The sequence below is a fragment of the Pseudomonas taiwanensis genome (assembly GCF_013393345.1).
GTDB lineage: Bacteria > Pseudomonadota > Gammaproteobacteria > Pseudomonadales > Pseudomonadaceae > Metapseudomonas > Metapseudomonas resinovorans_C.
Map to the genome: position 1 here is coordinate 60,438 of NZ_QJRF01000048.1, position 24,028 is coordinate 84,465.

The window sequence follows — 24,028 nt, forward strand, 5'->3', positions numbered from 1 at the left end:
TCCATAGGGTGGACATCGCTGTTGATGTCCACCCTATGGAGTCCGGATCAAGCACAGATGGTGGATGAAAAAAGCGTCATCCACCCTACGTACCGCAACATGAGTTCCCACCATGAATCTCCAGATAGCCCTGCTGCTCGGCCAGGACGGCATCACCAACGGCGCCATCTACGCGCTGTTGGCCCTGTCGCTCCTGCTGGTCTTCACCGTCACGCGCATCCTGCTGATCCCCCAGGGCGAGTTCGTCACCTACGGCGCCCTGGCCATGGCCAGTCTCCAGGCTGGCCAACCCACCGCGCTGGTCTGGCTGCTGCTCGGCCTGACCCTGGCGGACTGCGCCATGGACCTGTTTGACGCGACCCGCGCCAGCCGCGGCTTCCGCTTCCCGAAACGGATAATCCCCAAGCTCGCCTACGCCCTGGCCATGGTTGGCCTGGTGCGCAACCTGCCGCTGGCCGAACTGCCTATGGCGGTCCAGGCCCTGCTGACGCTGGCCTTGGTGGTGCCGCTGGGTCCGCAACTCTATCGCCTGGTGTTCCAGCCGATTGCCTCGGCCAGCTCGCTGGTGCTGCTGATCGTCTCCATTGCCGTGCACGTGGCCATGGTCGGTCTCGGCCTGCTGATGTTCGGCCCAGAAGGCGCGCGCACTGCGCCCTTCTCCGAGGCCGGCCTGACCCTAGGCCCCGTGACCTTCAACAGCCAGACCCTGTGGGTGATCGCCGTGTCCCTGGCGCTCATCATCAGCCTGTTCCTGTTTTTCGAGCGCAGCCTCTATGGCAAGGCCCTGCGCGCCACCGCGGTGAACCGCCTGGGCGCTCGGCTGATGGGCATCTCGCCGACCCTGGCGGGCAAGGCCACCTTCGCCCTCGCCACCTTCATCGGTGCGCTGTCAGGCATCCTCATCGCCCCCATCACCACCCTCTACTTCGACTCGGGCTTCGTCATCAGCCTCAAGGGTTTCGTCGGCGCCATCATCGGCGGCCTGGTGAGCTACCCGGTGGCCGCCCTCGGCGCACTGGGCGTTGGCCTGATCGAGGCCTTCTCGATGTTCTGGGCCAGCACCTACAAGGAAATCATCGTCTTCACGCTGATCATCCCCTTCCTGCTCTGGCGCTCCCTCACCAGCCGTCACGTGGAGGACGATGAATGAAACCGCGTTACCTGATCCTCGCCCTGGTGGCCGTGCTCGGCGTTGCGCCGCTGGTGCTGCCGCCCTACTACGTCACCCTGCTCAACTACATCGGCCTCTACACGCTGGTGGTGCTCGGCCTGGTGCTGCTCACCGGCGTCGGCGGCATGACCAGCTTCGGCCAGGCCGCCTTCGTTGGCCTCGGCGCCTACACCAGCGCTTACCTGACCACGGTGCAGGACCTGCCGGGCTGGCTGGCCTGGGCCAGCGCATCGCCCTGGCTGACCCTGCTGGTGGGACTGGTGCTGACCGGCGCGGTGGCCCTGCTGCTAGGCGCACTGACCCTGAAGCTTTCCGGGCATTACCTGCCGCTCGGCACCATCGCCTGGGGCCTGTCGCTCTACTACCTGTTCGGCACCTTGGAATCCCTCGGCGGCCACACCGGCGTCAGCGGCCTGCCGTCGATCTCGCTGTTCGGCTGGGAGCTGAACAAGGGCGAGGAGATCTATTACCTGATCTGGGCGGTGTTGCTCTGCGCCATGCTGATCACCCAGAACCTCCTGGATTCCCGTGAAGGCCGTGCCATCCGCGCCCTCAAGGGCGGCCAACTGATGGCCGAGTCGATGGGCGTAAACACCTTCCGCGCAAAGATGGTGATCTTCCTCATCTCCGCCCTGTTCGCCGCTGTGTCGGGCTGGCTCTACGCCCATACCCAGCGCTTCGTGAACCCCACGCCCTTCGGCCTGCACATGGGCATCGACTACCTGTTCATGGCGCTGATCGGCGGCGTGGCCAGCGTCTGGGGCGCACTGCTCGGCGCGGGCGTGCTGACCATGCTCAAGCAGTGGCTGCAGGATCTGCTGCCGCACCTCTTCGGCAGCACCGGCAACTACGAGGTGATCGTCTTCGGCCTGCTCATCATCCTGCTGATGCAACGTGCGCCGGGCGGCCTCTGGCCCCTGCTGCTGCGCCTGGTGCCGGATGCCTGGAAACCGCGCCTGTCGTTCAAGGCCGTGGATGCCGCCGCCGAGCTGCCGCGCCGCGAGCTGCCTGCCGCCGGTGAAGTGCTGCTGGAAGCCCGCAACGTGACGCGCCGCTTCGGTGGCCTGGTGGCCAACAACGAGATGAACCTGGACGTGCGCGCCGGGGAAATCCTCGCCCTGATCGGCCCCAACGGCGCCGGCAAGAGCACCCTGTTCAACCAGCTGTCCGGCGTCGACACCCCCACCTCCGGCGACGTGCTGTTCCGTGGCCAGCGCATCAACGGCATCCCCTCCCGCGAGATCGCCCGCATGGGCATGAGCCGCACCTTCCAGCATGTGAAGCTGCTGCCGGAAATGAGCGTGCTGGAGAACGTCGCCATCGGCGCCCACCTGCGCGGCAACAAGGGCGTGCTCGCCGCCTCCCTGCGCCTGGACCGCGCCGAGGAAGCGGAACTGCTGGGCGAAGCCCGTCGCCAGCTGGAGCGCGTCGGCCTGGGTGACTACCTGCACGTGGAAGCCGGAAGCCTGGCCCTGGGCCAGCAACGCATCCTGGAAATTGCCCGCGCGCTCTGCGCCAACCCCTGCCTGCTGCTGCTCGACGAGCCCGCCGCCGGCCTGCGCCACAAGGAGAAGGAAGCCCTTGGCGTGCTTCTCAGCCGTCTGCGCAGCGAAGGCATGGCGATCCTCCTGGTGGAGCACGACATGGACTTCGTCATGGGCCTGGTGGACCGGGTCGTGGTGATGGAGTTCGGCCAGCGCATCGCCTACGGCCTGCCCGCCGACGTACAGAAAGACCCGGCGGTGCTGGAAGCCTATCTCGGAGGTGCTGAGTGATGAACATGCCGATTCAAGACCTGAAGCAGCCGGAAAACCTCGCCGCCAACCCGGTGCTGGAAGTCAGCGACCTGAGCGTCGCCTATGGCAAGGTGGAAGCCCTGTCCAACGCCAGCCTGCGGGTCGGCCAGGGGCAGATCGTCACCGTGATCGGCCCCAACGGCGCCGGCAAGACCACCCTGCTCTCCGCCATCATGGGTGTGCTCGGCTCCCGTGGCCGGGTCGCGTTCGACGGCAGCCTGGAAGCGGTGCCGGAAGTGGAAGTGATGGTGTCGCGCGGCCTCGGCCTGGTGCCGGAGAAGCGCGAACTGTTCGGCAGCATGACGGTGGCAGACAACTTGCTATTGGGCGCCTTCCAGCGCCACCGCAGCGGCAAACGCGACCATGGCGAAACGCTGAAGGAGGTCTACGACCTGTTCCCGCGTCTGTGGGAACGCCGCGACCAACTGGCCGCCACCCTCTCCGGCGGCGAGCGGCAGATGCTTGCCGTGGGCCGTGCGCTGATGGCCAAGCCCAAGCTGCTGATGCTGGACGAACCCAGCCTGGGCCTTGCGCCGCTGATCACCCGCGAGATCTTCCGCATCATCACCACCCTGCGCCAGCAGGGAGTTTCCATCCTGCTGGTGGAGCAGAACGCCCGCGCCGCACTGCGTGTGGCCGACTACGCCTACGTGCTGGAAACCGGCCAGATCGCCATGCAGGGCCCCGCCGCCCAGCTGGCCGACGACCCGCGCGTGATCGAGGCCTACCTGGGCCTGGCCAGCAAGCACCAGGAGATGCTCGCGAGCTGACGATGCTTAGGCCCGGCCGCGAGGTCGGGCCCGTTCAAGGAGGACAACATGAAACCATCTCCCTCCCCGCAGGCCGTCCCGGCTTTCGCGGAGCCCCCGATTTCCCGCCTCGACCCGGAAGGCCGCCTGCTGCACTGCAACGACGCCTACCTGGACATGTGCGGTTACCGCCGCGAAGAGCTGCTGAACCAGCCCTTCAGCAGCATCAACCACCCCGGCATGCCCGCCGTGGTCATCGAGCGCATGTGGCAAACGCTGCGCGCCGGGGTGCCGTGGAACGGTCCGCTGATGGGCCGCCACCAGGAAGGGGGCGTGTTCTGGAGCGACCTCTACGTGGTTCCGCTGTTCGAGGGCGACCAGTTGGTGGCCCTGGGCACCGTCTATCACCCCATGGACCGCGCCAGTTGCCTGCGCGCCGACGCCCTTTATGCGCGCCTGCGCCAGGGCAAGCCGGCCGAGCCCACCGCGACACAGGCGCTGCGCCTGCTGGGCGAACACAGCGTCGCCGCAATGACCGCCCTGGTGCTGGCCATCACCACCCTGACCGGTCAACTGAACGCTGGCCTCGGCCTGGCCCTGCTCGGCGGGCTTGGTGCCATCAGCCTGCAAGCCGCCCATGTACGCCAACGCGGCGCGACCCGGGGCCTGGCGAGTTATCCACAGGTCTATAGCGATCCGTTGCTGGCACCGGCCTACAGCCCGCGAGGCGGTGCTGACGCACTGCTGGACATGGCCATGGGCAACCTGCAACTGCGCCTGCGCACGGTGATGGCGCGCATCCATATCAACGGCGACATCCTGCGCAGCCGCGCCGGAGAATCCTCGGCCCTGGTAGCCAGCGAGGCCAGCCAGCTGGAACGCCAGCTGGAAGAAACCGAGCAGTCGGCGGCGGCGATCCAGCAGATGAGCAGCACCATCCAGGAGCTGTCGCGCAATCTCCAGCACAGTGCCGGCGCCACCCAGGCGGTGGACGACCTGGCCCGTGACGGCGAGCGGCTGGCCAGTCAGAGCCAGGTGTCGATGCAGGCATTGCGCGGATCGGTGGAAGACATCGGCCAGGCCGTCGGCCAGCTCGCCGAGTCCATCGATTCCATCAGCGGCATTGCCGAGGTGATCCAGAGCATCGCCGAGCAGACCAATCTGCTGGCGCTGAACGCCGCCATCGAGGCCGCCCGCGCCGGCGAGTCCGGTCGTGGCTTCGCAGTGGTGGCGGATGAAGTGCGTACCCTCGCCTCGCGCACCCGCGACTCCACCGGACAGATCCAGCAGTCCATCGAACGCCTGCGCAGCGGCAGCACCCAGGCCCTGGCCACCGCACAACGGGGCGAGCAGGCGGCGCAGCAATCCAGCGCCGATGTGGAGGACGTGCGCGAAGCCCTGCGGCGCATCAAGGATGAAGCGGGCCAGATCAGCGGCATGAGCCTGCAGATGGCCACGGCCATCGAGGAACAGGGGCAGGTGGCCGAGGAGGTCAGCCGGCAGATCGCACGGATCGCCGGGCTTGCCGAACAGAGCGCCGGCCAGGCCCAGCGCAGCACCCAGATCGGCCAGGAACTGCACCAGTTGGCCAATTCCCAGCTCGACCTGGCCCAGCGATTCCTGCATGGCTGACAGGGGCAGGCCGCTTCTTCGAGCGGCCTGTCCTGCTGACCGGGATCAAGCCGCCTACAGATGGCTGTCGACAGCCCACGCGCAACCCCCTATAACTCTCCCCCTGTCAGCACGAACCTTGCCCCACTCGCATGAGCACCCCGAAAAAGCGCCTCAACCGCTACAACCCCGCCAGCGACGATTTCAAGAAGGAAGAATTCCCCTTCTACTGGATCGCCCGCGTCTATGGCCGCTACAACATGGCCATGGAAAAGACCCTGAAGAAGATCGACCTGGACATCCCGCGCTGGCGCATCCTCTTCATCCTCAAGGAGAACGGCCAGTCGAGCATCTCGGAGATCTCCGAGCACGCCATCGCCAAGCTCTCCACCGTCACCAAGATTGTCTACCGCATGAAGGATGACGGCCTGGTGGACACCGCCCCCTGCAGCAACGACGGCCGCGTCACCCAGGTGACCATCACCGAAAAGGGCCGGCACATGGTGGAAGAGATCCAGGTGAACACCGCGCACATCTTCACCAACAGCTTCAAGGACCTCACCGAAGCCCAGATCGCCAAGCTCAACGGCACGCTGGAAAAGATCTACGCGAATCTGCCGGAGGGTTGAGCCGGGATTGGGCGTCCGACCCTAGCTTGTAGGCCGCTGCCCAATCTCTGTCAGCCCTTCATGACCGGATTCTGAGAAAAAGGACGCCTCCTGTTGGGAACCGTCCTTTTTGCATCAGCCCCCTCACCGGCCTCTAGGCCGCCCCCTCGCAAGATCACTAGCCTCCCCGGCGTTCGACACCACCGTTCGTTCGCAAGGAGGCTCAAATGCCCGACAGATTTACCCAACACTACCTGGCGATAGCCATTGCCACTGCCCTGTTGCCCACTGCTGTTCAGGCATCGACGGTGCTGGATATCAGCAATTCCAAATTCAACGTCCTGACCCAACACTATGACGGAGACCTGCGACTAGTGGGCTCCATCACGTCGAACGCAGACGCCGCCACCGTCCTCTATGGCTCGGTCGCGGGGAACCTGGTCAACGACGCAGATATGTTTCTGGATGGCAGCCACTCGAAGATTCTTGATGGAACTCTGTTCCTTGAACGCGGCAGTCACGTCGGCGGTAACGTCGTCAACAACGCCAGCCTGATCACCTCGAACATCGACGACGCCAATGTGTCGGTTTCCCTTGCGCAGGTGGATGGTCAATTCATCAACAAGGGCCTGATCGAGCAGAGCAACCAGCGCTACCCTGACCTACCCGCTGTCTCGGTGTACGTCTCCAATATCCTGGGCGGATTCACAAACGAAGGGACCATCAGCGCGAGCGGCCCTGATACAGCGACGATCGAAATCATTAACTCCCGCCTCGGTAGCCTCAGCAACAGCGGACTGATCCAAGCGAGCGGCTCCAACTCGATTGGTTTGCATGTCTGGGACGATGTAATTCTGGAGAATCAACGCATCGACAACACGGGGACCATCAGCGCCACAGACGCCACCGGCGCGGGTGCCATCGCGGTCCGAATCGATAACGGCGCAGTACTGAACAACTTCGGCACGATCCGCTCCGACAACGTCGCTGTGGAAATGACGGATCTCTTCGCCACCACAGTGCAACACGAGGGCATGATCGAAGCTCCCGTGGCCTTCAGGGGCACTGGTACTCAACAACTGGACCTTATCGGCGGTTCGGTACATGGCGACCTAGATCACTTGCGAGCTGTCCGGGTCTATGGAAACAGCACACTGGACGCATCCCGAATCGATACGAACTTTCTCAACATAATCGACGGCAAGCTGACTCTGACTCGCCCCCACGGAACCCTTACTGGAAGCCTCTACATCGAAGAAGCCGGTCAACTGGAGCTGATGCTCAATACCAGCACAGATACCGCTCGCCCCTATCTCGATGTGCAGGGAAGCGTCTACGCCGGCGCGGGTGCCAGCGTGCTCGTTACCCCAACGCCCAATGACTTCAGTTTGGCAGACACACAGCGCTATCAACTCGTCCAAGCCAGCAATTGGTACCACCTGGGCGCCTCGCCGCTGGACACTGAAGACACTTCGCTGACTTCCGAGGATTTCCAGGTTGTCAGTACCTCAGGCCTGCTGCAGATCAACCGCTACAGCCTGGACAATGGCATCCTCAGCGCTGAGGTGGCCCCGCTACAGGGCCAGGCCGCGGCCGACTTGGTGGCCTACTCTGGCGCCTCTCTTAATGCCCAGAACGCCATGCTGGCCTTTTCAACTCAACTGGGTCAGCTCGATTCGAATGACCCGGTATTCCAGGCCCTGGCCAACAGCGACACATTGCAGACCACGCGCATCGCCGAGCAGCTCTCGCCTGAGGCCAACGGCGTCGCGCCTCTGGGCGCTCTGGATGGGTTGCGTCGCTTCGAAGCCTCCCTTCTCGACCGCCCGGACAGCAGCCTCGTCAGGGAAGGCGTCCAGCCCTGGGTCCAGGTGATCGGCAGCAAGCTGAAAAGTGGCACCCGCCAGGGCGTCCGCGGCTTTGACCTGGACAATCGCGGGATTGCAGTCGGCATCGACTGGGGCATCGGCAGCAACGGCATTGCTGGCCTGGCCTACGGTCACTACCGCGGCGATGCCTCCAGCCACAACGGAAACAAGCTGGATAGCCGCGGACATCTCTTTGGACTTTTTGGTAATCACCACTGGGGCCGCTTCTTCGTCTCCGGCGACCTGACCCTCGGCTGGCTCGAAAACGATCACCGTCGCTATATCGCTGGCACCCGGGCCAAAGGTGAAGGTGACGGCCGCGAATTTGGCGCGACCCTCCTGGCAGGCTATCGATTCCCCATGCAGGACAGCATGACGTTGGAACCTCGCGTGGCCGCTCGGTATTCGGAAGTGCGGCTGGACGGCTACTCGGAGAAAGGCAGCTCGGCCGCATTGCGAGTGAACTCAACTCGCTATCAGAGTGGTGAACTAGGAGCCGGACTGAAGCTGACGGGCCGCTACGCGGCAGGCCCAGGTACCTTGCTGCCAGAGGCAACCCTTATGGGGTGGTACGACAATGTCGGTGACCGCACCAGTGTCACCAGCACATTCCTGAATGGCGGGACCAACTTCGCGACTCGTGGTGTGGTCCCTGGGCGGGACAGTTATGAAGGAACGCTTGGATTACGCTACCAGAGCGGTGCGCTGACCTTGGGTACCGGATACAGCTACACCTTACGCAATGACGCCAATGCGAGAACCGCTTACGCCTCCATGAGTTTTGCGTTCTAAAGCAACACTGAGGCCAGGCTCGCCTGGCCTCGCTTTTCCATCCATCTCTTATAAGGCGACTGCATCGAGAGATGCTTTTTCCTCGAACTCACGTCTAAAAACGAAACGTAGAGGACGTCATGTGAGCTGGTATTGTTGGGCTTCGCTGCGCTCTGCCCAACCTACAAAAGCTTCGGCCCGCTACCACCGCGCAAACTCTGCCGCCTTCTCGATCAACTCCGCCTCGGGCCGCACGCCGGTGTAGAGCACAAACTGCTCCACGGCCTGTAGCACGATGACTTCAGCGCCAGTGATCACCGGCTTGCCCAGCGCGCGGGCGAGGCGGATCAGTGGGGTTTCCACCGGCAGCGCCACCACATCGAAAACCCAATCGGCCGCTTCCACCTGCTCGCGGGTGAAGGCCAGGGTGTCAGCTTCCGGGCCGCCTTCCATGCCCAGTGGGGTGACGTTGACCAACATCTGCGGCTTCTCGTCGCCCAGCTCCGCCCGCCACAGATATCCACAGCCACGAGCCAGCGCCGGACCGGTTTCCGGGTTGCGAGCGACTATCGTGCCGTGGCGGAAACCACTGTCGCGAAAGGCGCTGGCCACGGCCTTGGCCATGCCGCCGCTGCCCCGCACGGCAAAGCGGATGTCGCTCGGCACTGCGTGGCTCGCCAGCAGGCTGGCCACGGCGCTGTAGTCGGTGTTGTAGCCCTTCAGCCGGCCGTTGTCGGCGACGATGGTGTTGACCGAGTCGATGGCCGAAGCCGAGGCGTCCAGCTCATCCAGCAATGGAATGCAGGCCTCCTTGAACGGCATGGACACCGCACAACCGCGAATGCCCAGGGCGCGAATGCCGCCGATGGCCGCCGGCAAGTCGGTGGTGGTGAAGGCCTTGTAGACGAAGTCCAGGTCCAGGACTTCGTAGAGGTAGTTGTGAAAGCGCGTGCCGAAATTGCCGGGGCGGCCGGACAGGGACATGCAGAGCCGGGTGTCGCGGCTGATGGGGCGGGGCATTGGGATCTCCGTTCTAGGCAGCGGGGCTATGGCTTTTCTGTGGGGGCGAATTCATTCGCTAAGGGGCACGAAGTGCCCCTGGGGCAGACCTTCGGTCTGCATAGCGAATGAATTCGCCCCCACAAGGAAAGGGAGTACCTGCGCGAGTCCTCAGAAAATGTAATCCGTGGTCAGGAAGTTCGACTCGCGGTTGCGGATGATCTCGCTGACCAGCGCCTTGTTGTCTTCCTGGAATTTGGTCGCCACCAGGGTGCGGATGGAGAACACGCGCAGGGCGTCATGTACCGACAGCGTGCCTTCGGCCGAGTTCTTGCGGCCGTTGAAGGGGAAGGTGTCCGGGCCGCGCTGGCACTGGGCGTTGATGTTGATCCGCCCCACCTGGTTGGCGAAGGCATCCACCAGCCGGCCGACCTGGGCCGAGTCGTTGCCGAACAGGCTGAGCTGCTGGCCGTAGTCGGAATGCAGCACGTAGTCGATCACCTCCTCCACCTCGCGATACGGCACCACCGGGATCAGCGGGCCGAACTGTTCTTCGTTGTAGAGGCGCATGTCCGGGCTTACCGGGCTCAGCACGGCGGGATAGAAAAAGCTCTGCCGGTGACTGCCGCCACCTGGATTGACCACCCTCGCGCCCTTGGCAACGGCGTCCTCCAGCAGCGCATTGAGGTAATCGACCTTGCCCGGCTCGGGTAGGGGCGTAAGGGCCACGCCGTCGTCCCAGGGCATACCGGGCTTGAGTGCAGCGAGCCGGGCGCAGAACTTGTCGAGGAAGGGTTCGAGCACGTCTTCATGGACGAAGAGGATCTTCAGCGCGGTGCAGCGCTGGCCGTTGAAGGACAGCGCGCCGGTGATGGCTTCGCTCACCGCGTTGTCCAGGTCCACCTGCGGCAGGACGATGCCGGGGTTCTTGGCGTCCAGGCCCAGCGCCGCGCGCAGGCGGTGTGGGCGCGGGTGCAGCTTCTTCAGGTCGGCGGCGCCAGAGTGGGTGCCGATGAAGGCGAACACATCCACCTTGCCGCTGGCCATGATGGCGCTAACCGTCTCGCGGCCACGGCCGTAGATGATGTTGATGACGCCCGCCGGGAAGCTGTCGCGGAAGGCCTCCAGCAACGGACGGATCAGCAGCACGCCGAACTTGGCCGGCTTGAAGACCACGGTGTTGCCCATGATCAACGCCGGGATCAGCGTGGTGAAAGTCTCGTTCAGCGGGTAGTTGTAGGGCCCCATGCACAGGGCCACGCCCAGCGGCACGCGGCGGATCTGACCGAGGGTGCCCTGCTCCAGTTCGAAGCGGCTGGAGCGTCGATCCAACTCCTTGAGCGCTTCGATGGTATCGACGATGTAGTCGCAGGTGCGGTCGAACTCCTTCTCGGAATCCTTGAGGTTCTTGCCGATCTCCCACATCAACAACCTGACCACTGCCTCGCGCTGTTCGCGCATGCGGGCGAGGAACTTCTCCACATGCTGGATGCGTTCAGCCACGCGCAGGGTCGGCCAGGCACCCTGACCGTGGTCGTAGGCGGCAACGGCGGCCTCCAGCGCGGCCAACGCGGCATCGGCATCCAGCAACGGCGTGCTGCCGAGCACCACCTGCTCGTCACCCTTGTCGCCAGCCAGGAATATCGGGCTGCGCACCGTGGCCACCGGGCCGTCCCAGCGCAGCAGCTCACCGTTGACCAGGTATTCGCGCTGTTCGATGGGCTCACCGGGACGGTAGCGCTCGGGAATCTGCCCGGCAGTGGGGAACAGGGCATCGAGGTTGTTGTTGTCGGTCATTGGACTTTCCTCTGGTTCGTAACCACTGGGGATCGGTTTTAGCCTGATTCTGTCGCTTGGTAAATCGTTTCAGCAAACCGTTTGGCGGAATCTGTTCCCGCATGGGATTCGGTGTCGAGGGGTGGTGGAAATCCTGTGGGGGCGATTTCAATCGCTAAGCAGGCCGCAGGTCTGCCCTCAGCCTCGTGGGGGCACTACGTGCCCCTTCGCGAATGAATTCGCCCCCACACAGAAGCGGAACGAGCAAGGCCCGACCTCAGTGCAACAGCTCCAAAGCCGCTGCTGTGGTTTCCTGGATGCGCTGCCAGTCGCCGTTGCGGATCCAGTCCTTGTCCATCATCCAGGTGCCGCCCACGCACATCACATTGGGCTGTGCCATGTAGTCGCGCAGGTTGTCGGGGGTCACGCCGCCGGTGGGGCAGAAGCGAATTCCCGGGAAGGGACCGCCGAAGGCCTTGAGGGCCTTCACGCCGCCGCAGATTTCTGCCGGGAACAGCTTGAAGCGGCGGTAACCCAGGGCATAGCCGAGCATGATTTCCGAGGCGCTGCTGATGCCGGGCAACAGCGGCAACGGGCTGTAGACACCCGCACGCAGCAGCTCCGCGGTGCAGCCAGGGGTAACGATGAACTGCGAGCCGGCGGCCTCGGCCTCGGCGAGCATCCATTCGTCCAGCACGGTACCGGCGCCGACGCAGAGTTCCGGGCGCTGCTCGCGCAGGGTGCGGATAGCGGCGAGGCCGTGCTCCGAGCGCAGGGTGATTTCCAGGGTATGCAGGCCACCGGCGGCCAGGGCATCGGCCAGCGGCAGGACATCCTGCTCGCGTTCGATGGTGATCACCGGGAGGATGCGCGCCGCGCCGCAGAGGATGTCGATCAGGGCGGCCTTGTCAGCCATGTTCGGCACGGCTTCGCGACTGGTCGTCCGATTGCTGGGAGGGCTGGTCATGGGTGTTCCTTCGGGCTCAAGGGCACCAGTGGATTTCCAGTGGACGACGGAGGAAGGCGCGGATCGGCATTGCCGCCACGTCATCGCCCGCCAGCGCGTCAGCCAGAGTGGCCAGCTTGGCCTGGCCCTGCACCGCCAGCAGTGTCAGGTGGGCGCTGTGCAGCAGCGGCAGCGTCAGCGTCAGGCGCTGCCGCGGCACGCTGGGTGCCAGCATCGACAGGCAACGTTGTGGGCAATCGCTGCGCAGCGCCTGTTCCAGGGTCGGGCTGCCGGGGAACAGCGATGCGGTGTGACCGTCCTCGCCCATGCCGAGCACCAGCACGTCGATGGCGCCCAGTTCAGCCAGTGCCGCGTCGGCCAGGCGCGCCGCCTCATCGAGAGTCGGCGCACTGCGGTAAAGACCGAGCAACCGCGCATCGGCGGCGTCTCCACGCAACAGGTGGCGACGTACCAGGCCTTCGTTGCTATCGGTGTGACTGACCGGCACGAAGCGCTCGTCGGCGAGGCTGACGGTCACCTTCGACCAATCCAGATCCTCTGCGGAAAGTCGCTCAAAGAAGGCCACTGGGCTGCGGCCACCGGAGACCACCAGCACGGCGGAGCCACGGGTGTCGACGGCATCACGCAGGGCGTTGGCGACGGTGATGGCCAGCTCTCCGGCCAGTTGTTCCGGGCTGCCGAGACTGAGCCCGGTGACCTGCGGCGGCAGGTCGAGATTACAGATCGCCATACCAGCTCCTGCCCTCACGGGTGATCAATGCGATGGAGGCCACCGGCCCCCAGGTTCCCGCCGCGTAAGGCTTGGGTGCGTCGCCCTGCTGCCGCCAGCCGGCGATCAGCCGGTCGCACCAGGTCCAGGCGTACTCGATTTCATCCTTGCGCACGAAGAGGTTCTGGTTGCCCTTCATCACTTCCAGCAGCAGCCGTTCGTAGGCGTCCGGAATCCGCGCGCTGCGGTAGGTGTTGGAGAAGCTCAGTTGCAGCGGATCGCTACGCAGCTTCATGCCCTTGTCCAGGCCCTGTTCCTTGGTCATAACCTGCAGGGAAATGCCCTCGTCCGGCTGCAGGCGGATGACCAGGCGGTTGCTGATCAGCGGCCGCTGCTCGGGGGCGAAGATGTAGTGCGGCGGTTCCTTGAAGTGTATGACGATCTGCGAAAGCTTCTGCGGCATGCGCTTGCCGGTACGCAGGTAGAAGGGCACGCCGGACCAGCGCCAGTTACGGATTTCCGCACGCAGGGCGACGAAGGTTTCGGTGTCGCTGTGGGTGTTGGCGTTGTCCTCCTCCAGGTAGCCGGGGACCGGCTTGCCGAGGATGTTTCCAGCCACGTACTGGCCGCGCACGACCTGCTGACTGAGTTGTTCGACGCCGATGGGCGCCAGCGCCTTGAGCACCTTCACCTTTTCATCGCGGATGCTGTCGGCGGAGAGATCACTGGGCGGGTCCATGGCGATCAGGCAGAGCAGCTGCAGCAGGTGGTTCTGGATCATGTCGCGCAGTTGCCCGGCTTCATCGAAATAGCCCCAGCGCCCCTCGATGCCCACCTGCTCGGCCACGGTGATCTCCACGTGGGAGATGTGGTGCTGGTTCCATTGGGTCTCGAACAGGCTGTTGGCGAAGCGCAGGGCGATGAGGTTCTGCACCGTCTCCTTGCCCAGGTAGTGGTCGATCCGGTAGGTGCGGTCTTCCGGGAAGTGCGCCGCCACGGCGTTGTTCACCACCCGCGACGACTCCAGGTCGTGGCCGATGGGTTTCTCCAGCACGACGCGGGTGCGTTCGGCCAGCCCTGCGGCGGCCAGGCCGGCGCAGATGGCGCCATACACCGAGGCTGGCGTGGCGAAATACGCGATCAACTGGGGCACCGGGCCGATGCGCTCGGCCAGCTTCGGGTAGGCCTCGGCGTCGAAGAAGTTCATGGACAGGTAGTCGAGGCGCGCGAAGAAGCGCCGCAGGGCTTCCTGTTCCAGGTCACCGGCCGGGACGCGCTGGCGCAATTGCTCGTCGATGGCGGCGATGTGCAGGGCCGGATCGCCACTGTCCCGCCCCAGCGCGAGGATGCGCGTATCGGCCGGCAGCAGGCCGGCGCGATCCAGTTGATAGAGCGCGGGGAACAGCTTGCGCAGTGCCAGGTCACCCAGGCCGCCGAACAAGGCCAGGGTGCAGGGTTCGACAGGTTGTGAGGCCATGATATTTGTTCTTCTATCAAACATGAGCCTATGAATACACCCAGCCCTGCCTCGCAGCAAGACAAAATGTAGTAATAAAACTACATTTATCGACATCCGAGATTGCGGTGGCTCCCCCTGGGCACGCTCAGTACGATAGGCCACCGATTGCAGGCCCCTTTCCAGGAAACCCAATGGACCGCGTGCACAACCTGCTGGAGCAGATCCAGAATCGCCTCGACGAACTCAACAAGGCCGAGCGCAAGGTCGCTGAAGTCATCCTCCGCGACCCGCAACAGGCCACGCGCTACAGCATCGCGGCGCTGGCCCAGTCGGCCAAGGTCAGTGAGCCCACGGTGAACCGCTTCTGCCGCTCGTTCGGCGTCAACGGCTATCCGGAACTGAAGATGCAGCTGGCCCAGAGCCTGGCCAGCGGTGCCGCCTACGTGAGCCAGGCGGTCGCCGCCGACGACGGCCCCGAGGCCTACACGCGAAAGATCTTCGGCAGTGCCATCGCCTCCCTGGACAGCGCCCTGCAAAGCCTCGACGCACAGCTGATCAGCCGCGCCGTGGACCTGATGATCCAGGCCCGGCAGATCCACTTCTTCGGCCTCGGCGCCTCGTCCTCGGTGGCGCTGGACGCGCAGCACAAGTTCTTCCGCTTCAACCTCGCCGTGTCCGCCCATTCCGATGTGCTGATGCAGCGCATGCTGGCTTCGGTGGCCCACACGGGCGACCTGTTCGTGATCATTTCCTACACCGGCCGCACCCGCGAGCTAGTGGAAGTCGCGCGCCTGGCCCGGCAGAACGGCGCCTCGGTACTCGGCCTCACCGCAGCCGGCTCGCCGCTGGCCAGGGCCTGTACCTTGAGCCTGAACATCCCGCTGCCGGAAGACACCGACATCTACATGCCGATGACCTCGCGCATCATCCAGCTCACCGTGCTCGACGTCCTCGCCACCGGCATGACCTTGCGCCGTGGCGTCGACTTCCAGCCGCATCTGCGCAAGATCAAGGAAAGCCTCAACGCCAGCCGCTACCCGGCGGATGACGAACCGTCCGTAGGTTGAGGCTGAGCTAAGCGAAGCCCAACCTACCAGGGAACATCACGATCTCTGCTGGTGGGCGACGCCCGCCCCTTCCAAACCGGGATGTTCGGCGGTCACCAGCCACACCGGAATGCCTTCGACGTAACCGCTCATTCGGCCCTTGTCGGCGAAGGCGCGCGCGAAGCCGCTCTGCTGGAAGAACGCGGCGAAGCGCGGGACCATGCCGCCGACGATGTAGACGCCACCACGGCCGCCAAGGGTCAGCACGATGTTGCCGGCAACCCGGCCTAGCCAACTGCAGAACAGCTCCAGCACGTCTTCAGCGATTGGCTCCCCCGCCAATGCCGCCGCGCTCACTTCGGCGGGTGAAGCCAGACGGGACGCATGGCCATCCACTGCGCAGACGGCTCGATAGAGCTGTAGCAGGCCATTGCCACTGAGCACGCTTTCCGCACTGACGTGACCGAGCTGGTCACGCAGCTGCTGCCACAGGGTTGCCTCGCGCAAATTGCCGATGGGCAGGTCGACATGGCCACCCTCCCCCGGCAACGCCTTCCAGCGCCCCTCACCCAGCGGCAGCAAGATACCGACGCCAAGTCCGGTTCCAGGGCCAATCACCACTGCCGGGGAATCCGGGTCGGCGACTCCCGGGCAGACCTGCAGCTTTTCGTGCGCGTGCAGGCGGGTCATGCCCAGTGCCATGGCGGAGAAATCGTTGATCAGCAACAGCTCGTCCACCCGCAACGTCCGACAGAGCGCAGAGCGGTCGAGCTTCCAGTGATTGTTGGTGAAGCAAAACTGCTCGCCATCCACCGGCCCGGCCACAGCCAGGCACAGGGTGCCGATATCGCCCGGCCCACATCCAAGGCCGGCAAGGTAATGCCTGATGGCCTCTTCCGGCCCGGCGAAGTCGGCCGTGGCGAGCACGCGCACCGACTCCAGCTTCTGCTCACGCCACAGGGCAAAGCGGGCATTGGTGCCGCCGATGTCGCCCACCAGCGCCAGGTTCACTTGAGGCTTTCCAGATTGCGGGTGAAGGCGCTGGCGCCCTGCTCCGCCGTGCTGAAGGATTCGCGCATGAAGGCAAAGAGTTCGCGTCCGGTGCCGATGTTCGGTTCCAGGTCCCACGGCGCCAGCTCGCGTGATGCGAACTCGGCGGCGTCCACTAGCACTTCCAGGGTTCCAGTGGTGCCATCCACGCGTATCCGATCACCATCGCGCACACGTGCCAGCGGGCCGCCGTCGAAAGCCTCCGGGCAGACGTGGATGGCGGCGGGAATCTTGCCCGAGGCGCCGGACATGCGTCCGTCAGTGACCAGGGCCACCTTGTAGCCACGGTCCTGCAGCACGCCGAGAAAGGGCGTCATCTTGTGCAACTCGGGCATGCCGTTGCTGCGCGGCCCCTGGAAGCGCATCACCGCCACCAGGTCGCGGTCCAGCTCGCCTGCCTTGAAGGCGCTGGCAAGCGCCTGCTGGTCGTGGAAGACCCGCGCCGGGGCCTCCACCACCTGGTGTTCGGGGGCCACGGCGGAAACCTTCATCACGCCGCGCCCCAGGTTGCCTTCCATGACCCGCAGCCCACCCTCCGGCGAGAACGGGCGCGCCACCGGGCGCAGGATGTTGTCATCCAGACTCTTGCCCGAACCTTCGCGCCAGACCAGTTCCCCCTCCTCGAGGAAAGGCTCCTGGGTGTAGCGACGCAGACCGGGGCCCGCGACGGTGTTGACGTCTTCATGGAGCAGGCCGGCATCGAGCAATTCGCGCACCAGGAAGGCCACGCCGCCCGCCGCGTGGAAGTGATTGATATCGGCCTTGCCGTTCGGATAGACGTGGGCCAGGGTCGGCACCACCTCGGAAAGCTCAGCCATGTCCTGCCAGGTCAGCTGGATGCCGGCGGCCTGGGCAATGGCCGGAATGTGCAGGGTGTGGTTGGTGGAACCGCCGGTGGCGTGCAGGGCCACGATGGCGTTGATCAGCACGCGCTCGTCGACGATCTCGCCGATGGGCATGAACTGCCCGCCTTGCTTCGTCAGGCGCGTCACCTGGCGCGCCGCTTCCACGGTCAGGGCCTCGCGCAACGGCGTATTCGGATTGACGAAGGATGCGCCTGGCAGGTGCACGCCCATCACTTCCATAAGCATCTGGTTGGTATTGGCGGTGCCGTAGAAGGTGCAGGTGCCGGGGCTGTGGTAGGCGCGCATTTCCGATTCCAGCAGTTCGTCGCGGCTGGCCTTGCCTTCGGCGTAGCGCTGGCGCACCTCGGCCTTCTCCTTGTTGGAGAGGCCTGACGGCATCGGGCCGGCGGGGACGAAGATCGACGGCAGATGGCCGAAGCGCAGCGCGCCCATCATCAGGCCAGGAACGATCTTGTCGCAGATACCGAGGAACAGCGCCGCGTCGAACATGTTGTGAGACAGCGCCACAGCGGTGGACATGGCGATCACCTCGCGACTGGCGATGCCCAGCTCCATGCCCGGCTCGCCCTGGGTGACCCCGTCGCACATCGCCGGAACCCCACCGGCCACCTGCCCTACCGAACCGATATCACGCAGGGCCTGGCGGATTTTTTCCGGGTAGTCCTCATAGGGCTGGTGGGCCGAGAGCATGTCGTTGTAGGCGGTGACGATCGCCACGTTGGCCGATTCCATCAGGCGCAGGCGCTGCTTGTCGCTGCCGCCGCAGCCAGCCACTCCATGGGCGAAGTTGGCGCACTGCAGCTTGCCGCGCTGCGGACCATCGCTGGCCGCCTTCTGGATCATCGCCAGGTAGCGCTCGCGGGTTGCGCGACTGCGCTCCACCAGGCGCCGGGTTACCTCAAGTACGCGGGGATGCATGGATTCAACTCCAGGTAGCAGGCGAGTTTGTATTTATAGAAACCACAATACGTTTATCGCCGCTCATATTTCATTAAGAAGCGCCAAAAATCTTGTTGTTACAACGACAAAGCCCATGGAGGGCCGCTGCCATTCATATAGACCACCAGACGGGAAGGCGGCACGCAGCATAACCCGGCCTCTTGGGCCCCCCTATCTCACCCAAGGCGCATTCCAGACGCTTATACCCACCACGGAATGGCATTAGCGCGAAATGCTCTAAAAAATATCTTGCGCGCAAAATAAATCAGCCTTAACTTCTGCCTCACCAAACAACTTAGTACGCAAAACATTAACGAACAAACAACCAAGGAGAATCGCCATGAAAGCCCTGATCACCTTCACCGCCGTCCTCGCGTTCTCCTCCGCCAGCTTCGCCGACACCGGCAAGCCGGACAGCCGCCGCAGCGGCGCGCTGTACCCGGAATGGCTGATCAACCACGACGGCTGATCCAGATAACCCGACCACCCACGCACACCACGCAATCCATACCGACTGAAAAGGAAACCATCATGAGCATCGAAAACGTTCTGTACCGCGCCTACGCAGAAGCCACTGGCGGCCGTGACGGCCGCGCCATCTCCTCCGACGGCGTACTCGACGTCAGCCTGACCACCCCGCGCGAGCTGGGCGGTGCCGGCGGCGAAGGCACCAACCCCGAACAACTGTTCGCAGCCGGCTACTCGGCCTGCTTCCTCGGCGCTCTGAAATTCGTCGCTGCCCGCGACAAGCACAAGCTGCCGGCCGATACCTCCATCGAAGGCATCGTGGGCATCGGCGCCATCCCCACCGGCTTCGGCATCGAGGTGGAGCTGCGCATCGACATCCCTGGCCTGGACCGTGAAGAAGCCCGCGCCATCGTGGACAAGGCCCACATCGTGTGCCCCTACTCCAACGCCACCCGCGGCAACATCGACGTGACCCTGACCCTGGTCTGAGTCGCGCAACGAACAAGGGCGGGCATCCCGAACGGGGTGCCCGCCCTTTTTCATTGGCTGGAATTCGACTTGTAGGAGCGAGCTTGCTCGCGAACATCGTGCGCTCGATCTTTCGCGAGCAAGCTCGCTCCTACACAGTTCCAGTCGAAATCACCCCCTACACTGAACGCACTTCAAACCAGTCAAGGAGTGCCACATGATCCTCTCCACCACCCCCACCCTCGAAGGCCGGGCCATTCGTGAGTACAAAGGCATCGTGGTCGGCGAAGCCATTCTCGGCGCCAACGTGTTCCGTGACCTGTTCGCCGGAATCCGCGACATCATCGGCGGCCGCTCCGGCGCCTATGAGAAGGAACTGGCCAAAGCCCGTGAAATCGCCTTCGAGGAATTGTCCGAGCGTGCCGAGAAGCTCGGTGCCAACGCAGTGGTCGGCATCGATATCGACTACGAGGTGGTCGGCCAGAACGGCAGCATGCTGATGGTGAGCATCAGCGGCACCGCCGTGACCATCTGAGTCAGGACTTCCGGGCCTTCGCCATCTCCTTGTCCCGCGCCAGCTTGTAGGCCACGTAGTACTTGTAGATGTTGCCGACGTAGTCGACCGTCTCGCGCCCCACCAGGCGCGCGGCGGCGTGTTCGACGTTGCCGAACCAGACGTTCTTGTCCAGCCCCGACTTCTCCGCCAGCCGCCGGAACTTGCGCAGGTTGCCCGGCCCCGCGTTATAGGCAGCGAAGGCCATCAAGGTGCGGTTCACCGGGGTCAGCTCGGGGTCGTTCAGGTACTTGTCGGCCAGCAACCGCATGTACTTGCTGCCCGCCTCGATATTGCGGTCGGCGTCCTTGTCGATCTCCGCTATTCCCACACTGGGATCGGCTGCCGTGCTGGGCAGCAACTGCATCACCCCGACCGCTCCACGATGACTGCGGGCGCTCTGGTTGAGCTGGGATTCCTGATAACCCTGGGCCATCAACATCAGGTAATCGAAGTCGTAGGTCCCGGCGTGCTTCTCGAAAATGCCAACCAGCGCGGCAAAGCGCTTCAACTCCTCCTCATCGGTGGCATCGAACAGCTCCTTGCTGTTCTTCACGTACTTGTTGCGCAGGCTGTTGCCGAAGGTGGTCCCCAGCTTGTGAGTCTTGACGAACCCGTCCAGCACCTTGAGGAGCTGTGGGCTCTCATTGCGGATGGCCCAGGCGAGCTGGATATCGTCACGGACGGGCATGTCCACATGGATATCCAGGTCGACGAGCACGCTCTTCCAGGTCTCGGCGATGTAGCGGTCTACCACTACCGCGTTGATCAGGCCGGCGTTGACCATCTCCAGCAGGTCCTCGGATTCCAGGTTCTCGTCCGCCGGCTTGATCACGATGGGCTCCAGTCCCTTTTCCCGGAAACTGGCATTGAGTTCGATCAGGTGCTCGTAGTAACTGCTGGATGGCCGCACCATCACCTCCTTGCCCGCGAGGTCATCCAGCGTCTCGATCTTCACGCTCTTCGGCCCGGTGACCACCACTTCACGCACGCCACTGGCGAAGGGGGCGGTGAAGTCCACCAGTTGCTGGCGTTTGTCGGTGATCGACAGACCGCCAGCGGCAATGTCGCCCTCCCCTTCGACGAGTTTGGAAAGCAGTTCGCCGCGACCGACCGGAATGAACGCGACACGCCACTGCAAGGACTTGTTCTTGTTGGGGTGTTTCTTGTTCAGCCAGGCCTCCAGCGCCTTGCCGATCTCGTAGGCGATGCCCCGCTGGCGTCCCCGATCCACGGCGAAGAAGGTCTTGCTGTAGGGCACCAGGATGCGCACCAGGCGTCGCTCGCGCATGCCCTCGAAGTCCCCTTTCCAGGCCTTGGGCAAAGGAAGCACCAAGGCATCGACCTCCGCCTCCTCGGCCTTGCTCAGCTCCGCGCTAGGGAGCTCCTCAGCCCAGGCTCCCCGCGCCAGCATCAACACGGCCAACACCAGCAACAGCAGGCAACGCATCGACCTCATGACACACCGCCTTCGCCGCCCAGGGCGGCGGAATCAGAACACCTCGTCGACCAACCGGAATGGATAAGGCGCGGCCTTGTACTTGCCCAGCTTGCCGCGTTTGGGCAACTCCACCTTCTGGTCGCGGGTCAGGTCCTTGTAGGGGATCTGCTTGACCAGGTGGTTGATGATGTTCAGCCGTACGCGCCGCTTGTCTTCCGAATTGGCCATGTACCAGGGCGCCCACGAAGAGTCGGTGGCGGCGAACATGTCGTCGCGGGCACGGGTGTAGTCGTCCCAGCGAGCGTATGACTTGAGGTCCATGGGCGACAGCTTCCAGACCTTGCGCCCGTCGTCGATGCGGTCCTTGAGCCGGCGGGTCTGTTCCTCGGCACTCACCTCGAGCCAATACTTGATCAGGATGATTCCGGACTCGACCATCATCTTCTCGAACAGCGGCGTGACCGTGAGGAACTTGTGGGTTTGCTCCTCGGTGCAGAAGCCCATGACCCGCTCGACACCGGCGCGGTTGTACCAGCTGCGGTCGAAGATCACGATTTCACCGGCCGCCGGCATATGCGCCAGATAGCGCTGTATGTACATCTGGGATTTTTCCCGCTCGGTCGGCGCCGGTAGCGCTACTACACGAAACACCCGAGGGCTGACCCGTTCGGTGATGGCCTTGATCGTCCCGCCCTTGCCGGCGCCGTCGCGCCCTTCGAAGACAATGCACACCTTCAGTCCCTGGTCCACCACCCACTGCTGGAGCTTCACCAGTTCCACATGCAGGCGCTTGAGCTCGCTCTCGTACTCCTTGCGCCCCAGACTTTCCTGTTCCGCCGCTTCTTTTCCGGACGCCTTCTTCTTGCCCTTCGCCATGACCTTCTCCGTTGTTGTGGACATGATCAGTAAAAGCTAGCTGACGGCTGGCGACTTGCAGGGGCGTCTGTTCGATCTCCCTCGGCAGCTCCCCGGAAAGCACAACGCCCCGACCTGCCGGGCAGGTTGGGGCGTTGCTGAAGGGCTACCTCAAGCGATCATTCGGCCAGGCTGAGGTCTGCAGTCGGTTCTGCTTTGCTGCGGGTGGCCAGGCAGTAGTATAGCGGCGCGGTCACCAGCAAACCGGCCAGCCAGGAGAGGTCCACGCCCTCGATGTAGTTGGCATAGGGCCCGGCATAGAGCGCAGTGTTGGCGAATGGCAGTTGCACCAGGATGCCGATGAAGTAGGCGGTGATGGCGTGCGGGTTGAAGCGACCGTAAATGCCGCCATCGGCCCGGAAGATCGACGCAATGTCGTAGCGCCCGCGCTTGATCAGATAGAAGTCCACCAGATTGATGGTGGCCCACGGCACCAGGACCAGCAGCAGCGCCAGGATCAGGCCGATGAAGTGGGAGATGAAGTTGGCCGAGGCGCCCAGCGCCATGACGCAGCAGCCGGCCAGTACCACGGCGGACAGGATTACCCGCACGCGGATACTTGGCGTCCAGTTGCCGGCGAAGGTCTGGATCGAGGTGACGATGGACAGCACCGCGCCGTACAGGTTGAGGGCGTTGTGGCTGATGATGTTGAGCAGGAACAGCACCATCAGCACCGGACCGAGCACACCGGTGGCCTGCTTCACCGCCGCCATGGCTTCGGTTCCCTCGGGCGTCGCCAGCACGGCCACCGCACCGAAGCTGAAGGACAGGATGGTGCCCAGGCACGCGCCGAAATAAGTGGCCCAGAACGGCTTGCCGATGCCGATGCTGGCCGGCAGGTAACGCGAGTAATCGGAGACGTACGGCGAGAAGCTCAGCTGCCAGATGATCCCCAGGCAGATGGTGGCCAGGAAGCCCGACAGGTTGTAGCCGCCGCGGCTGAAGAAGTCGGCCGGCAGCTCGCTGCAGAAGATGGTGATGAAGCCGGCCAGCAACGCGCCGCCCATCACCCAGGTGCCGATGCGGTTCAGGGTGTGGATGAAGCGATAGCCGATCACGCCAATGGCGGTGGCGCTGATGGCGCCGATGATGATCGCGGCTGGCAACGGCACGGAGGGGGCAATGCCGTGGATGGACTCACCCGCCAGGACGATGTTGGAAATGAAGAAGCCGACATAGATGACCGCCGCGAACAGCACGATCAGTAGCGCCCCGTAGCGACCGAACTGGCCACGACTCTGGACCATCTGCGGGATGCCCATCTGCGGCCCCTGGGCGGAAGCCAATGCAATGAAGACACCACCGATCATGTGACCCAGCACGATGGCCAGCAGGCCCCAGAGCAGGTCGAGGTGGAACACCTGGACCACCATGGCCCCGGTGACGATCGGCAGTGGAGCGATATTGGTGCTGAACCAGAGCGTGAACAGGTCACGGGCCTTGCCGTGACGCTCGGCGGGCGGCACATAGTCGACGGTATGGTTCTCGATCAGCGTCTGCTGGGAATTCTCGGACATCGTCTTGCCTTGCTTATTGTCTTTGTAGAAAAGCCACGAAGGGGCGCAATCGGGAGTTGTGACGACAGTGGCGGCCACCCGAAAGCGAAGACCATATTATGGTATTCCAAGACTCAGACAAGGCTTTTTTGGACGTCAAACTGTACTGAAAGGACGCTTCTGAGCAGCTGAATCGATCCACCACATCTTGCCAATGCCCCGTATTCATTGGCTTACAGCGCACCTTGCAACGTTCGTCGGGCACGCGAAGACCCAGGAAAAATTCCACTTGCATTGAAAGT

General features: G+C 63.9%; 20 protein-coding genes. 10 read left to right on the forward strand and 10 right to left on the reverse strand.

The window, feature by feature from the left end; all coding sequences use genetic code 11:
• The first annotated feature begins 112 nt into the window (after positions 1-112).
• From DM872_RS09895 to DM872_RS09920, 6 genes are all read left to right on the forward strand, one after another.
• Positions 113-1,150 carry a branched-chain amino acid ABC transporter permease gene (locus tag DM872_RS09895; protein ID WP_179059319.1) on the forward strand — a complete coding sequence of 346 codons (1,038 nt, stop codon included), beginning with the start codon at positions 113-115 and terminating at the stop codon, positions 1,148-1,150.
• Positions 1,147-2,946, forward strand: a complete 1,800-nt coding sequence (locus tag DM872_RS09900; RefSeq protein WP_179059320.1) for a branched-chain amino acid ABC transporter ATP-binding protein/permease — start codon at positions 1,147-1,149, stop codon at positions 2,944-2,946. Before DM872_RS09895 ends, DM872_RS09900 begins: the two co-directional genes overlap by 4 nt.
• Positions 2,946-3,737 (forward strand): ABC transporter ATP-binding protein, encoded by a 792-nt coding sequence (locus DM872_RS09905; RefSeq protein ID WP_179059321.1) that lies wholly within the window; start codon positions 2,946-2,948, stop codon positions 3,735-3,737. The genes DM872_RS09900 and DM872_RS09905 overlap by 1 nt, the downstream gene beginning before the upstream one ends.
• Before the next feature lie 48 nt (positions 3,738-3,785).
• On the forward strand, positions 3,786-5,348 hold the full coding sequence (locus DM872_RS09910; protein WP_179059322.1) for a methyl-accepting chemotaxis protein: 1,563 nt from the start codon (positions 3,786-3,788) through the stop codon (positions 5,346-5,348).
• A 131-nt stretch (positions 5,349-5,479) separates the two neighbouring features.
• Positions 5,480-5,956 (forward strand): MarR family winged helix-turn-helix transcriptional regulator, encoded by a 477-nt coding sequence (locus DM872_RS09915; RefSeq protein ID WP_077523620.1) that lies wholly within the window; start codon positions 5,480-5,482, stop codon positions 5,954-5,956.
• Positions 5,957-6,162: 206 nt separating this feature from the next.
• Complete coding sequence (locus DM872_RS09920) at positions 6,163-8,595, forward strand: autotransporter family protein (protein WP_179059323.1); 2,433 nt, start codon at positions 6,163-6,165, stop codon at positions 8,593-8,595.
• A gap of 180 nt (positions 8,596-8,775) precedes the next feature.
• Here DM872_RS09920 and DM872_RS09925 read toward each other — a convergent pair whose 3' ends face one another.
• The 5 genes from DM872_RS09925 to zwf form a co-directional block, all read right to left on the reverse strand.
• Positions 8,776-9,594 carry a shikimate 5-dehydrogenase gene (locus DM872_RS09925; RefSeq protein WP_179059324.1) on the reverse strand — a complete coding sequence of 273 codons (819 nt, stop codon included), beginning with the start codon at positions 9,592-9,594 and terminating at the stop codon, positions 8,776-8,778.
• 150 nt (positions 9,595-9,744) lie between these two features.
• Entirely contained in the window at positions 9,745-11,370 is a 1,626-nt protein-coding gene (locus DM872_RS09930; RefSeq protein ID WP_179059325.1) for an NADP-dependent glyceraldehyde-3-phosphate dehydrogenase, read from the reverse strand.
• 256 nt (positions 11,371-11,626) lie between these two features.
• The gene (locus DM872_RS09935; RefSeq protein WP_179059326.1) at positions 11,627-12,316 is read right to left on the reverse strand and encodes a bifunctional 4-hydroxy-2-oxoglutarate aldolase/2-dehydro-3-deoxy-phosphogluconate aldolase; all 690 of its coding nucleotides are present in this window, start codon (positions 12,314-12,316) and stop codon (positions 11,627-11,629) included.
• 16 nt (positions 12,317-12,332) lie between these two features.
• Positions 12,333-13,046, reverse strand: a complete 714-nt coding sequence (gene pgl, locus DM872_RS09940; protein ID WP_179059327.1) for a 6-phosphogluconolactonase — start codon at positions 13,044-13,046, stop codon at positions 12,333-12,335.
• Positions 13,033-14,502 carry a glucose-6-phosphate dehydrogenase gene (gene zwf / locus DM872_RS09945; RefSeq protein ID WP_179059328.1) on the reverse strand — a complete coding sequence of 490 codons (1,470 nt, stop codon included), beginning with the start codon at positions 14,500-14,502 and terminating at the stop codon, positions 13,033-13,035. Before zwf ends, pgl begins: the two co-directional genes overlap by 14 nt.
• 182 nt (positions 14,503-14,684) lie before the next feature.
• Between zwf and DM872_RS09950 the strand changes: the two genes are divergently transcribed.
• Positions 14,685-15,551, forward strand: coding sequence for a MurR/RpiR family transcriptional regulator (locus tag DM872_RS09950; protein WP_179059391.1), 867 nt, complete (start codon positions 14,685-14,687; stop codon positions 15,549-15,551).
• Between the two features lie 36 nt (positions 15,552-15,587).
• Here DM872_RS09950 and DM872_RS09955 read toward each other — a convergent pair whose 3' ends face one another.
• Both DM872_RS09955 and edd read right to left on the reverse strand, forming a co-directional pair.
• On the reverse strand, positions 15,588-16,541 hold the full coding sequence (locus DM872_RS09955) for a glucokinase (RefSeq protein WP_179059329.1): 954 nt from the start codon (positions 16,539-16,541) through the stop codon (positions 15,588-15,590).
• The gene (edd, locus tag DM872_RS09960; RefSeq protein WP_179059330.1) at positions 16,538-18,364 is read right to left on the reverse strand and encodes a phosphogluconate dehydratase; all 1,827 of its coding nucleotides are present in this window, start codon (positions 18,362-18,364) and stop codon (positions 16,538-16,540) included. Before edd ends, DM872_RS09955 begins: the two co-directional genes overlap by 4 nt.
• A gap of 361 nt (positions 18,365-18,725) precedes the next feature.
• Here edd and DM872_RS30465 point away from each other — a divergent pair, with 361 nt between their 5' ends.
• From DM872_RS30465 to DM872_RS09970, 3 genes are all read left to right on the forward strand, one after another.
• The gene (locus DM872_RS30465; RefSeq protein ID WP_256873349.1) at positions 18,726-18,854 is read left to right on the forward strand and encodes a hypothetical protein; all 129 of its coding nucleotides are present in this window, start codon (positions 18,726-18,728) and stop codon (positions 18,852-18,854) included.
• Positions 18,855-18,916: 62 nt separating this feature from the next.
• Positions 18,917-19,342 carry an organic hydroperoxide resistance protein gene (locus DM872_RS09965; protein WP_151132280.1) on the forward strand — a complete coding sequence of 142 codons (426 nt, stop codon included), beginning with the start codon at positions 18,917-18,919 and terminating at the stop codon, positions 19,340-19,342.
• A 196-nt stretch (positions 19,343-19,538) separates the two neighbouring features.
• Positions 19,539-19,856 (forward strand): heavy metal-binding domain-containing protein, encoded by a 318-nt coding sequence (locus DM872_RS09970; RefSeq protein ID WP_179059331.1) that lies wholly within the window; start codon positions 19,539-19,541, stop codon positions 19,854-19,856.
• A 1-nt stretch (position 19,857) separates the two neighbouring features.
• Here DM872_RS09970 and DM872_RS09975 read toward each other — a convergent pair whose 3' ends face one another.
• From DM872_RS09975 to DM872_RS09985, 3 genes are all read right to left on the reverse strand, one after another.
• Positions 19,858-21,333, reverse strand: coding sequence for a lytic transglycosylase F (locus DM872_RS09975; RefSeq protein ID WP_179059332.1), 1,476 nt, complete (start codon positions 21,331-21,333; stop codon positions 19,858-19,860).
• 33 nt (positions 21,334-21,366) lie between these two features.
• A complete protein-coding gene (ppk2, locus tag DM872_RS09980; protein WP_179059333.1) occupies positions 21,367-22,191 on the reverse strand; it encodes a polyphosphate kinase 2 in 825 nt (274 codons plus the stop codon).
• A 158-nt stretch (positions 22,192-22,349) separates the two neighbouring features.
• Positions 22,350-23,747, reverse strand: a complete 1,398-nt coding sequence (locus DM872_RS09985) for a purine-cytosine permease family protein (RefSeq protein WP_179059334.1) — start codon at positions 23,745-23,747, stop codon at positions 22,350-22,352.
• Positions 23,748-24,028 lie beyond the last annotated feature (281 nt).

What these genes read in the sequence shown, in the direction of transcription:
- DM872_RS09975 (WP_179059332.1), bottom strand. Translation starts at nt 21,333, where the DNA reads ATGAGGTCGATGCGTTGCCTGCTGTTGCTGGTGTTGGCCGTGTTGATG.
- ppk2 (WP_179059333.1), bottom strand. Translation starts at nt 22,191, where the DNA reads ATGGCGAAGGGCAAGAAGAAGGCGTCCGGAAAAGAAGCGGCGGAACAG.
- pgl (WP_179059327.1), bottom strand. Translation starts at nt 13,046, where the DNA reads ATGGCGATCTGTAATCTCGACCTGCCGCCGCAGGTCACCGGGCTCAGT.
- edd (WP_179059330.1), bottom strand. Translation starts at nt 18,364, where the DNA reads ATGCATCCCCGCGTACTTGAGGTAACCCGGCGCCTGGTGGAGCGCAGT.
- DM872_RS09900 (WP_179059320.1), top strand. Translation starts at nt 1,147, where the DNA reads ATGAAACCGCGTTACCTGATCCTCGCCCTGGTGGCCGTGCTCGGCGTT.
- DM872_RS09965 (WP_151132280.1), top strand. Translation starts at nt 18,917, where the DNA reads ATGAGCATCGAAAACGTTCTGTACCGCGCCTACGCAGAAGCCACTGGC.
- DM872_RS09910 (WP_179059322.1), top strand. Translation starts at nt 3,786, where the DNA reads ATGAAACCATCTCCCTCCCCGCAGGCCGTCCCGGCTTTCGCGGAGCCC.
- DM872_RS09985 (WP_179059334.1), bottom strand. Translation starts at nt 23,747, where the DNA reads ATGTCCGAGAATTCCCAGCAGACGCTGATCGAGAACCATACCGTCGAC.
- DM872_RS09920 (WP_179059323.1), top strand. Translation starts at nt 6,163, where the DNA reads ATGCCCGACAGATTTACCCAACACTACCTGGCGATAGCCATTGCCACT.
- DM872_RS09895 (WP_179059319.1), top strand. Translation starts at nt 113, where the DNA reads ATGAATCTCCAGATAGCCCTGCTGCTCGGCCAGGACGGCATCACCAAC.
- DM872_RS09935 (WP_179059326.1), bottom strand. Translation starts at nt 12,316, where the DNA reads ATGACCAGCCCTCCCAGCAATCGGACGACCAGTCGCGAAGCCGTGCCG.
- DM872_RS09970 (WP_179059331.1), top strand. Translation starts at nt 19,539, where the DNA reads ATGATCCTCTCCACCACCCCCACCCTCGAAGGCCGGGCCATTCGTGAG.
- DM872_RS30465 (WP_256873349.1), top strand. Translation starts at nt 18,726, where the DNA reads ATGAAAGCCCTGATCACCTTCACCGCCGTCCTCGCGTTCTCCTCCGCC.
- DM872_RS09930 (WP_179059325.1), bottom strand. Translation starts at nt 11,370, where the DNA reads ATGACCGACAACAACAACCTCGATGCCCTGTTCCCCACTGCCGGGCAG.
- DM872_RS09925 (WP_179059324.1), bottom strand. Translation starts at nt 9,594, where the DNA reads ATGCCCCGCCCCATCAGCCGCGACACCCGGCTCTGCATGTCCCTGTCC.
- DM872_RS09905 (WP_179059321.1), top strand. Translation starts at nt 2,946, where the DNA reads ATGAACATGCCGATTCAAGACCTGAAGCAGCCGGAAAACCTCGCCGCC.
- zwf (WP_179059328.1), bottom strand. Translation starts at nt 14,502, where the DNA reads ATGGCCTCACAACCTGTCGAACCCTGCACCCTGGCCTTGTTCGGCGGC.
- DM872_RS09915 (WP_077523620.1), top strand. Translation starts at nt 5,480, where the DNA reads ATGAGCACCCCGAAAAAGCGCCTCAACCGCTACAACCCCGCCAGCGAC.